The sequence below is a fragment of the Pseudoxanthomonas sp. LjRoot204_2 genome, from assembly GCF_056175765.1.
The window spans coordinates 1-1,346 of sequence record NZ_JBGFFG010000655.1; the positions used below are offsets into that span (position 1 = coordinate 1).

The 1,346-nt window shown below is 68.1% G+C and carries 2 protein-coding genes; both read left to right on the plus strand.

The genetic code is table 11. The features are described from left to right. On the plus strand, positions 1–507 hold a 507-nt coding region (locus AC04L7_RS18815; protein WP_475513719.1), incomplete at its 5' end, for an LptF/LptG family permease. Next, positions 504–1,346, plus strand: an 843-nt coding sequence (gene lptG / locus AC04L7_RS18820) for an LPS export ABC transporter permease LptG (RefSeq protein ID WP_475513720.1), incomplete at its 3' end; no start/stop codon positions are given. The genes AC04L7_RS18815 and lptG, both read left to right, overlap by 4 nt.

The window sequence follows — 1,346 nt, forward strand, 5'->3', positions numbered from 1 at the left end:
GGGCAGATGTTCTTCGAGGGCGAACGCAACCGTTACCTGCGCCTGGACGACGGCTTCCGGGTCGAAGGTCCGGATGGTGCGGGGCTGGATTACCGGCTGATCCGCTACAAGTCCAATGAGGTCGCGTTGCCCGACCGGGCCGACACGCTCGACAAGGATGATCCCGCGCTGCTGCCGACGCCCCGTTTGCTGGGCGATGACCGACCGCAGGCGAACGCGCAGGTGCACGCGCGGCTGACTCCGCCGCTGCTGGCGCTGGCATTCGCCCTGCTGACCCTGCCGCTGTCGCGCAGTTCGCCGCGCCAGACCCGCTACGGTCGCGTGATGCTGGGCTTCCTTGCCTATCTGGTCGGCGTCAGCCTCATGTTCAACGGTACCCAGTTGCTGGCCGACGGCAAGCTGCCGGGGCTGTTGGGCCTGTGGTGGCTGACCCTGCCGCTGCTGGCGGCGGCGATCTGGTTCTACCTGCGTGACGGCCGGCTGTCGCGGCCGCGGAGGCGCGCATGAGGCTGTTGCCGCGCCTGCATGACACCTACGTGGGCCAGGTGGTCCTGGTCACGGTGCTGCTGACCTGGGCGGTGCTGGTGGGCCTGGACGTGGTGATGGCGCTGTCTGGCGAGATCGGCGACCTTGGCACCGGCAACTACACCTTCGGCCATGCGGTCGCTTGGGTGATGTACACCGTCCCGCGCCGCGCCTACACCATGTTCCCCACGGCAGCGGTGATCGGTTCGCTGATGGGGCTGGGCCAGCTCGCGGCCAGTTCGGAACTCACCGCCCTGCGTGCGCTGGGCCTGTCGCGCCTGCGCCTGAGCATTTCGGTTGCCGCCGCGCTGGGCATCCTGACCGTGCTGATGATCTTCAGCGGCGAGACGCTGGGTCCGTGGGGCCAGCGCCAGGCCGACGTGCTGAAGATGGCGGCGCGCACCGGCAACGTGGCGATGGACCGCTATTCGGGGCTGTGGGCGCGGGAAGGCAACACCTTCCTGTATGCGCAGAGCGGTGAAGAGAAGGACCAGGGCGGTGGCAAGGTGTCCCTGCAGCTGCGCGACGTGCGCATGTACGAACTCGCGGACGACGGCAGGCTCGCCTCGATCGCGCATGCCGCCACCGCCGAGCACCTGGACGGTTACTGGCTGTTGAAGAACGTGCGCCGCACCACCTTCAAGGAGCGCTCGGCCGTGCAGACGACGGTACTGGGCGAGCGCTGGGAATCGGAACTGGACGCGGCGGTGCTGTCGTCCAGCCTGGTGCGCGCACGCAACATGCCCAGCACCGAGTTGAGCCAGAACATCGATTACCGCAAGCGCAACGGGCTGGACGCGCGCGACTACGAGGACCAGTAC